Genomic DNA, 13,089 nt, shown 5'->3' on the forward strand with positions numbered 1-13,089 from the left:
CCGCAACCGCGGTGCCTCCTGCCCGAACCACGCTTGTTTCCCGCCATTCCAGGTGGTGAAACCCGCCGTTCGATGTGACCTACGCGACGTAAGTCCCGCCCGGTCTGCATCTCACGGCCCGGGAGGCGTAGCCTTTATTCCCGCTGTCCATACCTTGTGAAGCGGAAGAGGGCGGTTGCCGCCGTGTCGCCACAGTCCCCCAGTAACTCGAGCACCACGACCGAAGCAGGAGGGAGCGGGAAGAACCCCGCCCCAGGCTTCGGCGCGAATGAGTGGCTCGTCGACGAGATCTATCAGCAGTACCTCCAGGACCCGAACTCGGTCGACCGGGCCTGGTGGGACTTCTTCGCCGACTACAAGCCGGGTGGCGCTGTCGCTCCGGTGAAGGCGGACAAGCCCACGGACCGGCCCGCTCCCCCCGCCGCGACGACGACGGACGGCGCCTCCGCACAGGCCGCCGCCCCCGTCACCGCCACGGCTCCGCAGGCTTCCGACGCCGCCGCCACGGGGGCGGCCGCGCCGGCCACCCCCGGCGCCGCGCCCGCGACGCCCGTGTCAGCACCTGCCCCTGTACCTGCCACCCCCTCTGGTGCCCCTGCTGTGACTGTCACCTCCCAGGCCCCGGCCGCCGCCGCACCGGCTGCCCCCGCCTCCCAGGCCGCTCCGGCCACCACCCCCTCCCCCGCTGCAAGCAGCGGCTCCACTGGAGCGGCTGTCGCCGCGCCCCCTCGTCAGGCCGCGCCCGCCACCGAGGCCCCTGCCGGCCCCGAACTGGTGACGCTCCGCGGCCCGGCTGCTGCCGTGGTCAAGAACATGAACGCCTCGCTGGAAGTGCCGACGGCCACGTCCGTCCGCGCCGTCCCGGTGAAGCTGCTGTTCGACAACCGCATCGTCATCAACAACCACCTGAAGCGCGCCCGGGGCGGGAAGATCTCCTTCACCCACCTCATCGGCTACGCGATGGTGCAGGCCATCAAGGCCATGCCGTCGATGAACTACTCCTTCGCGGAGAAGGACGGCAAGCCGACCCTGGTCAAGCCGGAGCACATCAACTTCGGCCTCGCGATCGACCTGGTGAAGCCGAACGGTGACCGCCAGCTCGTCGTCGCAGGCATCAAGAAGGCCGAGACCCTCAACTTCTTCGAGTTCTGGCAGGCCTACGAGGACATCGTCCGCCGGGCCCGCATCGGCAAGCTGACGATGGACGACTTCACCGGGGTGACGGTCTCCCTCACCAACCCCGGCGGCCTGGGCACCGTCCACTCCGTGCCCCGCCTGATGCCCGGACAGTCGGTCATCATGGGCGTCGGCTCCATGGACTACCCCGCCGAGTTCCAGGGCACCTCGCAGGACACCCTGAACAAGCTGGGCATCTCCAAGGTCATGACCCTGACCTCGACCTACGACCACCGGGTCATCCAGGGCGCGGCCTCCGGCGAGTTCCTGCGCATCGTCGCGAACATGCTGCTCGGCGAGAGCGGCTTCTACGACGACGTCTTCGAGGCGCTGCGCATCCCGTACGAGCCGGTCCGCTGGCTCCGGGACATCGACGCCTCGCACGACGACGACGTCACGAAGGCCGCCCGCGTCTTCGAGCTGATCCACTCCTACCGGGTCCGCGGCCACGTCATGGCCGACACGGATCCGCTGGAGTACAAGCAGCGCAAGCACCCCGACCTCGACATCACCGAGCACGGCCTCACCCTGTGGGACCTGGAGCGCGAGTTCGCGGTCGGCGGCTTCTCCGGCAAGTCGATGATGAAGCTCCGCGACATCCTCGGCGTGCTGCGCGACTCGTACTGCCGCACCACCGGCGTCGAGTTCATGCACATCCAGGACCCGAAGCAGCGCCGCTGGATCCAGGACCGCATCGAGCGCCCGCACTCCAAGCCGGAGCGCGAGGAGCAGCTGCGCATCCTGCGCCGGCTGAACGCCGCGGAGGCCTTCGAGACCTTCCTGCAGACGAAGTACGTCGGCCAGAAGCGCTTCTCCCTGGAGGGCGGCGAGTCCGTCATCCCGCTGCTCGACGCCGTCATCGACTCGGCCGCCGAGGCCCGCCTCGAAGAGGTCGCGATCGGCATGGCCCACCGCGGCCGCCTGAACGTGCTCGCGAACATCGTCGGCAAGTCGTACGCGCAGATCTTCCGCGAGTTCGAGGGCAACCTCGACCCGAAGTCCATGCACGGCTCCGGCGACGTCAAGTACCACCTGGGCGCCAACGGCACCTTCACGGGCCTGGACGGGGAGCAGATCAAGGTCTCGCTCGTCGCCAACCCCTCGCACCTGGAGGCGGTGGACCCGGTCCTGGAGGGCGTGGTCCGCGCCAAGCAGGACATCATCAACAAGGGCGGCACGGACTTCACGGTCCTGCCCGTCGCCCTGCACGGCGACGCGGCCTTCGCGGGCCAGGGCGTCGTCGCCGAGACGCTGAACATGTCGCAGCTGCGCGGCTACCGCACCGGCGGCACCGTGCACGTGGTCATCAACAACCAGGTCGGCTTCACCGCCGCCCCGGAGTCCTCGCGTTCCTCGATGTACGCGACCGACGTGGCCCGCATGATCGAGGCGCCGATCTTCCACGTGAACGGCGACGACCCGGAGGCCGTGGTCCGCATCGCGCGCCTGGCCTTCGAGTTCCGCCAGGCGTTCAACAAGGACGTGGTCATCGACCTCATCTGCTACCGCCGCCGCGGTCACAACGAGTCGGACAACCCGGCCTTCACCCAGCCGCTGATGTACGACCTGATCGACAAGAAGCGCTCGGTGCGCAAGCTGTACACCGAGTCCCTCATCGGTCGCGGCGACATCACCCTGGAAGAGGCCGAGCAGGCGCTCCAGGACTTCCAGGGCCAGCTGGAGAAGGTCTTCGCGGAGGTCCGCGAGGCCGCAACGGCGCCCGCGGTCGCCCCGGTGGCGCCCGCGCAGGTCGCGCAGGAGTTCCCGGTCTTCGTGAACACCGCGATCTCCCAGGAGGTCGTCAAGCGGATCGCCGAGGCCCAGGTCAACATCCCGGACACGGTCACCGTCCACCCGCGTCTGCTGCCGCAGCTGCAGCGCCGCGCGGCGATGATCGACGACGGCACCATCGACTGGGGCATGGGCGAGACCCTGGCCTTCGGCTCGCTGCTGATGGAGGGCACCCCTGTCCGGCTGTCCGGCCAGGACTCCCGCCGCGGCACCTTCGGCCAGCGCCACGCGGTCCTGATCGACCGGGAGACGGGCGAGGACTACACCCCGCTGCTCTACCTGTCGGACGAGCAGGCCCGCTACAACGTCTACGACTCGCTGCTCTCCGAGTACGCGGCCATGGGCTTCGAGTACGGCTACTCGCTGGCCCGCCCGGACGCGCTGGTCCTCTGGGAGGCCCAGTTCGGCGACTTCGTCAACGGCGCGCAGACCGTCGTCGACGAGTTCATCTCCTCGGCCGAGCAGAAGTGGGGCCAGACGTCCGGCGTCACGCTCCTCCTCCCGCACGGGTACGAGGGCCAGGGCCCGGACCACTCCTCCGCCCGCCCGGAGCGCTTCCTGCAGATGTGCGCGCAGGACAACATGACGGTCGCGATGCCGACGCTCCCGTCGAACTACTTCCACCTCCTGCGCTGGCAGGTCCACAACCCGCACCACAAGCCGCTCATCGTCTTCACCCCGAAGTCGATGCTGCGTCTGAAGGCGGCGGCGTCGAAGGCGGAGGAGTTCACGACCGGTTCGTTCCGTCCGGTCATCGGCGACACGCGCATCTCCTCCGGAGCGGGTGACCCGAACGAGGTCCGCAAGGTGGTCTTCTGCGCGGGCAAGGTCTACTACGACCTGGAGGCCGAGCGCGAGAAGCGCGGCATCACCGACACGGCGATCATCCGCATCGAGCGTCTCTACCCCCTCCCGGGCGCGGAGCTCCAGGCGGAGATCGCCAAGTTCCCGAACGCGGCGAAGTACATCTGGGCCCAGGAGGAGCCGGCGAACCAGGGCGCGTGGCCCTTCATCGCGCTCAACCTGATCGACCACCTCGACCTGGCGGTCGGCGCGGACGTCCCGGCCGGCGAGCGCCTGCGCCGCATCTCCCGCCCGCACGGCTCGTCCCCGGCGGTCGGCTCGGCCAAGCGCCACCAGGCGGAGCAGCAGCTCCTCCTGAACGAGGTCTTCGAGGCCTAAGCGCTGCGCTTGCTGGAACAGCGGAAGGCCCGGCCCCCCTCGGGGAGCCGGGCCTTCCGGCATGCTCAGCCACATCCAGCCCGTCCGGCGTTTGAGGACCGGGGTCCGGGGCGGAGCCCCGGGGAACGGTGGAAGGGCGGGTAGGGGACGGCCCCGCGCAGCGGCCCACCCCGTCAGCCGGACGCGTACGGGGCCAGGTTCGGGTGCGCCTCGCACCACGCGGCCCGGTCCCGCTCCACCACCCCGCGGGCCACCGCATACCGAGACCCCGGCGCCGGCACCCCGTCCATGGCCCGCTCCGCAGCAGCCATCGCCTCGGCGAACACCCGACCCCCCGGGGTGAGTTCCGGGCACGACACCAGAACGGGCAGCACCGCCGCCACCTGAGCCCGCACCCGCGCGTGCTGCGCCCAGGCCCCCCTGGCCCCGTAGAGCGCCGCGCGCTGCCAGTAGCCCGCCAGCCCGAGATGCGCGTACGCGCCCCGCAGGAGCCCCTCCAGCGGCCGTGGATCGGCCCGCCAGGGTGCCCAGTACCGTGCGCAGCCGTCGGCGGTGTGCAGCGGGAGCGCCTCCGCGAGGGCCGCCAGCTTCCCGTGCTGCAGCTCGAACACCAGGGTCGCGGCCAGCGCGGGCGGCGGCTGCGCCCGCGCCAGGAAGGAGCCCGCCGCCGCGGGCAGGGTCCCGCCGTAGGAGCGGGAGCTGCCGGACAGCGGGACCACGCAGCGCAGCAGCAGTCCGGCCTCCTCCGCGCGGGCGGTGTCGTAGCGCCGCAGCAGCGTGAGGGCTCCGGACCACTGGGTGTCCCAGCGCTTGTGCCCCTTGGGGGTGAGCCGGCGGGCGGCGGGCACCGTACCCGGGGCGCGGTACGGGTCCAGGTCGTCCAGGGCGGTACGGCCGTCGGGCAGCGCGTGCAGGGCCAGCGCCTCCGGGCTGCCGGGGTCCCAGGAGCCCTCGGTCAGCGCGAGCGGACCCGGCCGGTCCGGGCGCAGCAGTCCGAGCGTGGGCAGGGCGAGGCGTCCGTACGCGGGCCGCAGCGTGATCTTGAAGCCGATCCCGGCGCGCAGTGCCGCGGCGGCGGCGAGCGCACCGAGGTGTCCGAGGTCGGCGGGCGGCCCCTGCCGCGTGCGCAGCCGGCGCAGCGTCTCCTCGGCCCACACCCCGGTGGCCGGATAGTGCACCACGTCGGCCACCGCACCGGGGGCGCGGCGCCCGGCCTCCTCCAGCAGGGCCCAGCGCTCGGCCGCCTCCCCGGTGCGGGCGCCGGGCAGCTGCGCGAGCTCCCGCAGCAGCCGCAGCCGCCGGGCCCGCCGTACGCCGCGCACGAGCGCGGTCCCTTCGGCGGACGGCTCGGTGGAACCGAGTGCCCGCAGCACCTCGTCGCTCGGCTCGGGGTGATCCATGCACACCTCCCGCCCCGGACCCTCCATCCCTGCCCTGGAGTGGGGCTCGGTGAACGGCGGAAAGCGGTCAGGTCCGGCCGCGGCGGGCGGACGGATTATCCTGACGGGACACGCCCGAACACCCGACCACCGCACGGAGCCCGACTTGTACTTCACCGATCGCGGCATCGAGGAGCTGGAGAAGCGACGCGGCGAGGAGGAGGTCACCTTCGAGTGGCTCGCCGAGCAGCTGCGCGCCTTCGTCGACCTGAACCCGGACTTCGAGGTCCCGGTGGAACGTCTCGCGACCTGGCTGGCACGCCGGGACGACGACGAAGACGACGACTAGCCGAGTCGACGAGCAGGACGCGCGGCACGACGAAGGGGCCCGACCGCAGTGCGGTCGGGCCCCTTCGTCATCGTCCCGCGGGACAAGGCCGATCAGGCTGGAGAGCCGGATCAGGCGGCCTTGGTCTCCCAGAAGATGCGGTCGATCTCGGCGATGAGCTCCAGCGCCTTGGCGCCGGTCGCCGGGTCGTTCGACGCCTTGGCGGCCGAGAGGGCCTTCAGGGTGTCGTTGACCAGGGTGTGCAGCTGCGGGTACTTCTCAAAGTGCGGCGGCTTGAAGTAGTCGCTCCACAGCACGGAAACGTGGTGCTTCGCGAGCTCGGCGCGCTGCTCCTTGATGGTGATGGCGCGCGCGCGGAAGTCGGCGTCGTCGTTGGCCTGGTACTTCTCCTGCACGGCCTTGACGGACTCGGCCTCGATGCGGGCCTGGGCAGGGTCGTACACGCCGCACGGAAGATCGCAGTGGGCGGAGACCTTCGCCTTGGGGGCGAAGAGGCGGGAAAGCATGGAGTTTGTCCTCCTCGTGATCGTCTTCTCAAGGGGGAGATTACTCCGTGAGAAAGACGATTTCGCGGGCGCCCCCGTGGGGTTGGGACAAAAGTCCAGCGGTGTGCCCGGGCCGGTGACCGAATGTACGGAAGAGTGCGGCAGCATGCGGGGTGGCACGAACAGTGGACGAGGACGGTCAAGGAGATCACGGATGGCGGGGAGCACGCGCTCGCGCGGCCGGTCGCGGGAGTGGGAATCGCCCTTGAAGCAGATCGGCACCGTGGAGGTGATGGGCCCCTCGATGGCGCCGACCCTGGAGAACGGGGACCAGGTGCTGGTCCGCTACGGGGCACCCGTGCGGCCGGGTCACGTGGTGGTGCTGCGCCACCCGTTCCAGCAGGACCTGTTGGTCGTCAAGCGGGCGGTGGAGCGGCGCCCGGGCGGCTGGTGGGTGCTGGGCGACAACCCGTTCAACGAGACGGGCGACAGCACGGACTACGGGGTGGTCCCCGACGAGCTCGTGCTGGCGACCGCCGTGGTCCGCTTCCGGCCGCGCCCCCGGCCGGAGCACGAGCCGGAGGGTCAGCGCTCGCTGAGGGCGTGGCTCTCCTGGGCTTCCTCGGCGCTGCGCCCGCTGCGGGCGGACTCCTCGGCCTCCAGGCGCTTGCGGGCGCGGTAGGCGGCGACGTTGGCGCGCGTGGCGCACCGGTCGGAGCAGTAGCGCCGGGAGCGGTTGGTGGAGGTGTCGAGGTAGGCGTTGCGGCAGGGTGGGGCCTGGCAGAGGCCGAGCCGGTCCGGGCCGTGCTCGGTGAGGTGGAAGGCCAGCCCGAAGCACGCGATCGCGGCGTAGCCGGCGGAGGCGTTGGAGGGGTGGTCGGCCAGGTGGATGTGCCAGTTCGGGCCGCCGTGCTCACCGATCGTCTCGTGCCCCGAGACCTGGGGGCTGACCGGGAACTCCATGAGCAGGGAGTTCAGCAGGTCGACGGCGAGGACGTGGTCTCCGCCGTCGGCGGCCTCGAAGACGGTGCGCAGCCGCCCGCGGACGTTGCGGAAGCGGGTGACGTCGCCGTCCGTGACCCGGCGGGCCATCTGCACGCTGGCGCCGAAGAGGGCGCGGACGGCGTCCACGGAGGTCAGCGAGTCCTTGTTGCGGGCCGGCTCCTCGGTGTTGACCAGGCGCACGGCATAGTCCGAGTAATGGGCCAGTTCCACTTGTAGTCCTTACGGCTGCGGATTAGTGTCTCCGGTAACGGCTGAGACATGTTCGAGGGTATTACGCATGGAGGCGTTCGTGGCGGATACAGCACGCTCCGGTACGGCAGCACCGTCCGACTGGCAGGCCTGGCAGGACAGCTGGGACCGGCAGCAGGAGTGGTACATGCCGGACCGCGAGGAGCGGTTCCGGGTGATGCTGGACATGGTGGAGGCGCTGGTCGGCACCGCCCCCCGGGTGCTCGATCTCGCGTGCGGTACGGGAAGTATCACGGACCGCGTCCTCAAGCGGTTCCCACAGTCCACCAGTACGGGAGTCGATCTCGACCCCGCGCTGTTGACGATCGCCCGGGGCCACTTCGCGGGCGACCCCCGCGTCACCTTCGTGACCGCCGACCTCAAGGACCCCGACTGGCGCTCGGCCCTCCCCCACGGCACCTTCGACGCGATCCTGACGGCCACCGCCCTGCACTGGCTGCCCGGCGAGGACCTCGCCGTCCTCTACGGGCAGCTCCCGTCCCTGCTGCGCACCGGCGGGGTGTTCATGAACGCCGACCACATGCCCGACCCCGCCACCCCGCGGATCAACGCCGCCGAGCGCGCCCACCGGCACGGCGGCATGGACCGGGCGAAGGAGGCCGGGGCGCTGGACTGGCGCGAGTGGTGGGAGCTCGCGGCCGCCGACCCGGCGCTCGCCGAGCCGACGAAGGCCCGCTTCGAGATCTACGGCGAGCACGCCGACGGGGACACCCCGCCGGAGTCCTGGCACGCGGCCACGCTGCGCGGCGCCGGCTTCGCGGAGGCCCGTACGGTCTGGCGCTCGCCCTCCGACGGGCTGGTGCTGGCCCTGAAGTAGGCCGCGGGCCGGCTCGGGCCGGTCATGCGTGAGGGGCGGTACGGATTCCCGTACCGCCCCTCACGCGTGGAACGCCGCCGGCTACAGGACCTTGGAGAGGAAGGCCTTGGTGCGGTCGTGCTGGGGGTTGCCCAGGACGTCGCGCGGGTGGCCGGATTCGACCACGACGCCGCCGTCCATGAAGACGAGGTTGTCGCCGACCTCGCGGGCGAAGCCCATCTCGTGGGTGACCACGATCATCGTCATGCCCGACTCGGCCAGATCCCGCATCACGTCCAGAACGTCACCGACGAGCTCCGGGTCCAGCGCCGAGGTCGGCTCGTCGAACAGCATCAGCTTCGGCTCCATCGCCAGCGCCCGCGCGATCGCCACGCGCTGCTGCTGACCACCCGAAAGCTGGGTCGGATAGTTCCCGCCCTTGTCGCCGAGACCGACGCGGTCCAGGAGCTTGACGGCGCGCGCCCGCGCGACCGACTTGCTTTCGCCCTTGACCATGACCGGGGCTTCCATGACGTTCTCTATGGCCGTCATGTGGGGGAAGAGGTTGAAGCGCTGGAAGACCATGCCGATGTCCCGGCGCTGCGCCGCGACCTCGCTGTCCTTCAGCTCGTAGAGCTTGTCGCCCTTCTGCCGGTAGCCCACCAGCCGGCCATCGACATACAGCCGTCCGGCGTTGACCTGCTCCAGGTGGTTGATGCACCGCAGGAACGTCGACTTGCCCGACCCGGACGGGCCGACCAGACAGAACACCTCACGCGGCGCGACCTCCAGGTCGACGCCCTTGAGGATGTGCGCGGCCCCGTAGGACTTGTGGACGCCTTCGGCCTTCACCATGGCAGTCGAAGTCATCAGGCCACCGCCTTGCGGTTCGAGAAGCGGGAGAGGTTCGCCTTGATCTTCTGCAGCGGGGTGTCCGGCAGGGACCGCAGCGAGCCGCGCGCGTAACGGCGCTCCAGGTAGTACTGGCCGACGCTGAACACACTGGTCAACACGAGGTACCAGATCGAGGCGACGAAGAACATCTCCATCACCGCGAACGAGGTCGAAGCGATGTCCTGGGCCGCCCGCAGCAGCTCCGGGTACTGCACCGCGACCACCAGCGAGGAGGTCTTCAGCATGTTGATGAACTCGTTGCCCGAGGGCGGCACGATCACCCGCATGGCCTGCGGCAGCACGATCCGGCGCATCGTCTGCGTCCGCGTCATGCCCAGCGCGTGCGAGGCCTCGCTCTGACCCTCGTCGACCGACTGGATACCGGCCCGGACAATCTCCGCCATGTACGCACCCTCGTTCAGACCGAGCCCCAGGAGGGCGGCCAGGAACGGGGTCATGACCTGCGTCATCTCGTCCTTGTAGAACCCCAGGTTCAACACCGGGAAGATCAGGGCGAGGTTGAACCAGATCAACAGCTGCACATAGACCGGGGTACCGCGGAAGAACCAGATGTAGAACCAGGCGATGGTGCTGGTCACCGGGTTCTTCGAGAGCCGCATCACCGCGAACAGGACACCGAGCACCAGGCCCAGGGCCATCGAGGCCACGCTGATCCAGATCGTGTTGAACAGACCCTTGATGATCGTCGGGTCGAACAGCTTCTCCGGGACGGTCGCCCAGCGGACGTTGCCCTGCGAGAACGCGACGGCGAGCATCACGACCAGACCGATCACGACCACGGCGCTGACCCAGCGACCGTAATGGCGGACCGGAATGGCCTTGATCGCCTCGGGAGGAACAGCCCCGGCCGGCGGGGTATCCGCCGGGCCCGGAACCTTGTCGAGCTTGTCAGTCACAGTGACTGCCCTTCAGTGTGCTGCGGTGGTGCGCGGAGATCAGGAGCCTGCGTTGATCTTGGCCTCGGTCACGGCACCGGAGCCCGCGTTCCACTTGTCCAGGGCTGCCTTGTACGAGCCGTCCTTGATGATCGCGTCGAGGGCGGCCTTGAGCGCGTCGCGCAGCTCGGTGTTCTTCTTGTCCACGGCGATGCCGAAGAGACCGGCGTCGGTCGGGTTGGCGATGGCCTCGAAGTCGTTGCCGCCACCGGCGGTCTGCGCGATGTACGCGGCGACCGGGGAGTCGTTGAGGTCGGCCACGGCGCCGCCGGCCTTCACGCGGGTCTGGGCCTCGGCGTCGGTCGGGAAGGACTCGATGGCGACCTCACCCTTGCCGGCCGTCTTGCACTTCTCGGACTGGTCCTTGGCGGACTGCTCGTACGTGGTGCCGCGCTGGACGGCGACCTTCTTGCCGCAGAGGTCGTCGAGGGTCTTGATCCCGTCCGGGTTGCCCTTCTTGACCAGGATGCCGGTCGAGGCGCTGAAGTAGTCGACGAAGTCGACGCCGGCACCGGTCTTGGCGCCCTTGTCGTCCAGGCCCTCCTGACGGGCCTTGGTGTCGGTGAGCGAGGACATGACCACGTCGCTGCGGCCCGTCTGCATGCTGCCGATCAGGGTGTCGAAGGTGCCCGACTCGAACTTGAAGGTGACGCCGAGCTGCTTGCCGAGGGCCTCGGCGATGCCGGGGTCGACGCCGACGATCTTGCCGCCCTCGTTGAACTCCATCGGCGCGTACGTGGCGTCCGTGCCGACCTTGATGACGCCCGCGTCCTGGATCTTCTTGGGCAGCTTGGCGAACAGCGGGGCGGCGTTCGCCTTGCCCGACGGCGTCGCGGCGGAACCCTTGTCCGTCTGGTCTCCACAGCCGGTGAGGATCAGGGCGCCGGCGACCGCGATCGCGCCGACCGCGGCGATCCGGGACCGGGCGGCGGTCGTACGGCGGGTGGTGCTTGCGGTCATGAGCTGGTTCCTCCGGCAGGTGGAAAGCATCGAAAAACGGTCGGGCACGCCCCATCGAGTGTCGCGACCTTGTGTGATTAGGGGCATCTTGCCATTCGGACTGAGTCATTCAGGCAGCCCGTCAGGTCAAAATCGGATAACGGCAGCCCCTTCGTACCCAACAGGACTGCGGACAAGGCCCCTCAGAGCCGCACGAACGGCCGTGACCTGGGCCTTTTGCCGCACTATTTACGGCGCGTCTCGCCCATCGGACACTGAGGTTTGGACTTTTCACCAAAACCGGGACAAGAGGCTTATGGTCGAGGGGGAATCGACTCGTCTGGGTGAGTGTTCTTCGGGTAGAACAGATCCTTACACCCCTCATCCGGGGCTCAGGGCGCGCGTGCGGCGCGCCCGCGCGTACGAACCTCCCCTTCGCGGAGACGGGCCTATCAACCGTCGCCGCGAAGACGGACGCGGTGCCCGCCCACCCCTTAACCAGGAGTGGCCACCCTCAACGATTCAAAGACATAAGGGGTTAAGACAGTGGCAGCGGAGATCGTCAATCCTCGCAGCGACAGCGTGACGGACAACAACCCGGATGCGGTGTTCGCGCTGCACCGGGGCGGCAAGATGGCCATCGTGGCCACCGTGCCGGTCCACAACAAGGACGACCTGTCCCTGGCGTACACGCCCGGCGTTGCGAAGGTCTGCAGCGCCATTGCCGAGCAGCCCGAGCTCGTGAACGAGTACACCTGGAAGTCCAACGTGGTCGCCGTCGTCACCGACGGTACGGCCGTGCTGGGACTCGGTGACATCGGGCCCGAGGCCTCCCTCCCCGTGATGGAGGGCAAGGCCATTCTCTTCAAGCAGTTCGGTGGTGTCGACGCGGTTCCGATCGCGCTCGCCACCAAGGACACGGACGAGATCATCGAGACCGTGATCCGCCTCGCGCCGTCCTTCGGCGGGGTGAACCTTGAGGACATCTCGGCGCCCCGCTGCTTCGAGATCGAGCGCCGCCTCCAGGAGGCGCTGGACATCCCGATCTTCCACGACGACCAGCACGGCACGGCCATCGTGACGCTGGCCGCCATGCGCAACGCCGCGAAGCTCACCGGTCGCACCCTCGCCGACCTGCGCGCCGTGATCTCGGGCGCCGGTGCCGCGGGCATCGCGATCGCCAAGATCCTCGTGGACGCGGGCATCGGCGACGTCTGCGTCACCGACCGCAAGGGCGTCGTCTCCGCCGACCGCTCCGACCTGACGGACGTCAAGGCGGAGATCGCGGGCCTGACGAACAAGACCGGCCAGACCGGTTCCCTGGAGAGCGCCCTCACGGGCGCGGACGTCTTCATCGGCGTCTCCGGCGGTACGGTCCCCGAGGCCGCGGTGGCGACGATGGCGAAGGACTGCTTCGTCTTCGCCATGGCCAACCCGAACCCGGAGGTCCACCCCGACGTCGCGCACAAGTACGCGGCGGTCGTGGCCACGGGCCGCTCGGACTTCCCGAACCAGATCAACAACGTGCTGGCGTTCCCCGGCATCTTCGCGGGCGCGCTGAAGGTCCGCGCGACCCGGATCACCGAGGGCATGAAGATCGCCGCCGCCGACGCCATCGCCGGCGTCGTGGGTGACGAGCTCGCCGCCGACTACGTGATCCCCTCGCCGTTCGACACCCGCGTCGCCGAGGCCGTCACGGCCGCGGTCGCCGCGGCGGCAAAGGCGGACGGCGTGGCCCGCCTGGCCTAAGCGCTGCGCCGGCTGCACAGGGAGCGGGGCCCGACCAAAAAAATTGGCCGGGCCCCACTCCCCTCTCCCCCGGGCTTGATCTCCCCCCCAACCCACCCACCCCCCCCCGCATTTTCGGCGACCCTCTCCGCCCCTCCCG

The 13,089-nt window shown here is 69.8% G+C and carries 11 protein-coding genes; 5 read left to right on the forward strand and 6 right to left on the reverse strand.

The features are described 5' to 3' along the window. The first annotated feature begins 183 nt into the window (after positions 1-183). Positions 184-4,149 carry a multifunctional oxoglutarate decarboxylase/oxoglutarate dehydrogenase thiamine pyrophosphate-binding subunit/dihydrolipoyllysine-residue succinyltransferase subunit gene (locus tag ACFWBW_RS07605; RefSeq protein ID WP_385369331.1) on the forward strand — a complete coding sequence of 1,322 codons (3,966 nt, stop codon included), beginning with the start codon at positions 184-186 and terminating at the stop codon, positions 4,147-4,149. Positions 4,150-4,322: 173 nt separating this feature from the next. Here ACFWBW_RS07605 and ACFWBW_RS07610 read toward each other — a convergent pair whose 3' ends face one another. Next, positions 4,323-5,549 carry an aKG-HExxH-type peptide beta-hydroxylase gene (locus ACFWBW_RS07610; RefSeq protein ID WP_385369333.1) on the reverse strand — a complete coding sequence of 409 codons (1,227 nt, stop codon included), beginning with the start codon at positions 5,547-5,549 and terminating at the stop codon, positions 4,323-4,325. A gap of 145 nt (positions 5,550-5,694) precedes the next feature. On the opposite strand from ACFWBW_RS07610, the gene ACFWBW_RS07615 reads away from it, so the two are divergent. Then, complete coding sequence (locus tag ACFWBW_RS07615; RefSeq protein ID WP_385369335.1) at positions 5,695-5,877, forward strand: DUF6104 family protein; 183 nt, start codon at positions 5,695-5,697, stop codon at positions 5,875-5,877. 110 nt (positions 5,878-5,987) lie between these two features. On the opposite strand, the gene sodN is transcribed toward ACFWBW_RS07615, so the two are convergent. Next, positions 5,988-6,383, reverse strand: coding sequence for a superoxide dismutase, Ni (gene sodN, locus ACFWBW_RS07620; protein ID WP_030709803.1), 396 nt, complete (start codon positions 6,381-6,383; stop codon positions 5,988-5,990). 271 nt (positions 6,384-6,654) lie between these two features. Between sodN and sodX the strand changes: the two genes are divergently transcribed. Continuing rightward, positions 6,655-7,044 (forward strand): nickel-type superoxide dismutase maturation protease, encoded by a 390-nt coding sequence (gene sodX, locus ACFWBW_RS07625; protein WP_385369366.1) that lies wholly within the window; start codon positions 6,655-6,657, stop codon positions 7,042-7,044. On the opposite strand, the gene ACFWBW_RS07630 is transcribed toward sodX, so the two are convergent. After that, entirely contained in the window at positions 6,948-7,577 is a 630-nt protein-coding gene (locus ACFWBW_RS07630; protein ID WP_385369336.1) for a CGNR zinc finger domain-containing protein, read from the reverse strand. The genes sodX and ACFWBW_RS07630 overlap by 97 nt on opposite strands. A gap of 67 nt (positions 7,578-7,644) precedes the next feature. On the opposite strand from ACFWBW_RS07630, the gene ACFWBW_RS07635 reads away from it, so the two are divergent. Further along, the gene (locus ACFWBW_RS07635; protein ID WP_385369337.1) at positions 7,645-8,433 is read left to right on the forward strand and encodes a class I SAM-dependent methyltransferase; all 789 of its coding nucleotides are present in this window, start codon (positions 7,645-7,647) and stop codon (positions 8,431-8,433) included. Between the two features lie 81 nt (positions 8,434-8,514). Here ACFWBW_RS07635 and ACFWBW_RS07640 read toward each other — a convergent pair whose 3' ends face one another. Genes ACFWBW_RS07640 through ACFWBW_RS07650 form a run of 3 tightly spaced genes read right to left on the reverse strand, consistent with a single transcriptional unit; the run spans position 8,515 to position 11,222 of the window. Beyond that, a complete protein-coding gene (locus ACFWBW_RS07640) occupies positions 8,515-9,282 on the reverse strand; it encodes an amino acid ABC transporter ATP-binding protein (protein WP_385369339.1) in 768 nt (255 codons plus the stop codon). Then, complete coding sequence (locus ACFWBW_RS07645; protein ID WP_385369341.1) at positions 9,282-10,223, reverse strand: ABC transporter permease subunit; 942 nt, start codon at positions 10,221-10,223, stop codon at positions 9,282-9,284. The genes ACFWBW_RS07640 and ACFWBW_RS07645 overlap by 1 nt, the downstream gene beginning before the upstream one ends. A 39-nt stretch (positions 10,224-10,262) precedes the next feature. Beyond that, the gene (locus ACFWBW_RS07650; protein WP_385369342.1) at positions 10,263-11,222 is read right to left on the reverse strand and encodes an ABC transporter substrate-binding protein; all 960 of its coding nucleotides are present in this window, start codon (positions 11,220-11,222) and stop codon (positions 10,263-10,265) included. 525 nt (positions 11,223-11,747) lie between these two features. Here ACFWBW_RS07650 and ACFWBW_RS07655 point away from each other — a divergent pair. Next, positions 11,748-12,950 carry an NADP-dependent malic enzyme gene (locus ACFWBW_RS07655; RefSeq protein WP_385369344.1) on the forward strand — a complete coding sequence of 401 codons (1,203 nt, stop codon included), beginning with the start codon at positions 11,748-11,750 and terminating at the stop codon, positions 12,948-12,950. The last annotated feature ends 139 nt before the right edge of the window (positions 12,951-13,089 follow it).

Source organism: Streptomyces sp. NPDC059957, from assembly GCF_042730015.1.
GTDB lineage: Bacteria > Actinomycetota > Actinomycetes > Streptomycetales > Streptomycetaceae > Streptomyces.

What these genes read in the sequence shown, in the direction of transcription:
- ACFWBW_RS07610 (WP_385369333.1), bottom strand. Translation starts at nt 5,549, where the DNA reads ATGGATCACCCCGAGCCGAGCGACGAGGTGCTGCGGGCACTCGGTTCC.
- sodN (WP_030709803.1), bottom strand. Translation starts at nt 6,383, where the DNA reads ATGCTTTCCCGCCTCTTCGCCCCCAAGGCGAAGGTCTCCGCCCACTGC.
- sodX (WP_385369366.1), top strand. Translation starts at nt 6,655, where the DNA reads ATGGGCCCCTCGATGGCGCCGACCCTGGAGAACGGGGACCAGGTGCTG.
- ACFWBW_RS07635 (WP_385369337.1), top strand. Translation starts at nt 7,645, where the DNA reads ATGGAGGCGTTCGTGGCGGATACAGCACGCTCCGGTACGGCAGCACCG.
- ACFWBW_RS07640 (WP_385369339.1), bottom strand. Translation starts at nt 9,282, where the DNA reads ATGACTTCGACTGCCATGGTGAAGGCCGAAGGCGTCCACAAGTCCTAC.
- ACFWBW_RS07650 (WP_385369342.1), bottom strand. Translation starts at nt 11,222, where the DNA reads ATGACCGCAAGCACCACCCGCCGTACGACCGCCGCCCGGTCCCGGATC.